The sequence below is a fragment of the Endozoicomonas atrinae genome, from assembly GCF_001647025.1.
Classification (GTDB): domain Bacteria; phylum Pseudomonadota; class Gammaproteobacteria; order Pseudomonadales; family Endozoicomonadaceae; genus Endozoicomonas; species Endozoicomonas atrinae.
In genome coordinates this window covers 1-336 of sequence record NZ_LUKQ02000833.1, presented here as the reverse complement: position 1 = coordinate 336, position 336 = coordinate 1, and the positions used below count along the sequence as shown (strand labels likewise).

The window sequence follows — 336 nt, the reverse complement described above, 5'->3', positions numbered from 1 at the left end:
ACCATTCGCACCGGAGTTAAACAGCTCAGAAAGGCTATGGGAGTGGATGCGGGAGCATGACTTATCAAACAAAGCATTTTCAGGTTATGAAAATATTGTAGATTGTTGCTGTGAAGCTTGGAATAACCTTTGCAGCGAAGCTGGTCGACTGTTCAGTCTGTGCTCCCGTGATTGGGCAGTTATACAGTAGTTAGAAAATTCAATTGGTATTATCACTACAGTCTACTGCTTGATCGACGATTTGGTAAAAGAGCTTTTTCCTGTGCCACTGCGACTTCGAGGGTTTCCACCAAAGCTCACTGATAGTGAAGCGATCACCATGGAAGTTGTCGGTGA

General features: G+C 44.3%; 1 pseudogene. It reads left to right on the top strand.

The features are described 5' to 3' along the window. Positions 1–190 (top strand): annotated as a pseudogene (locus AK963_RS36445) (IS630 family transposase); the annotation flags it as partial. Positions 191–336 lie beyond the last annotated feature (146 nt).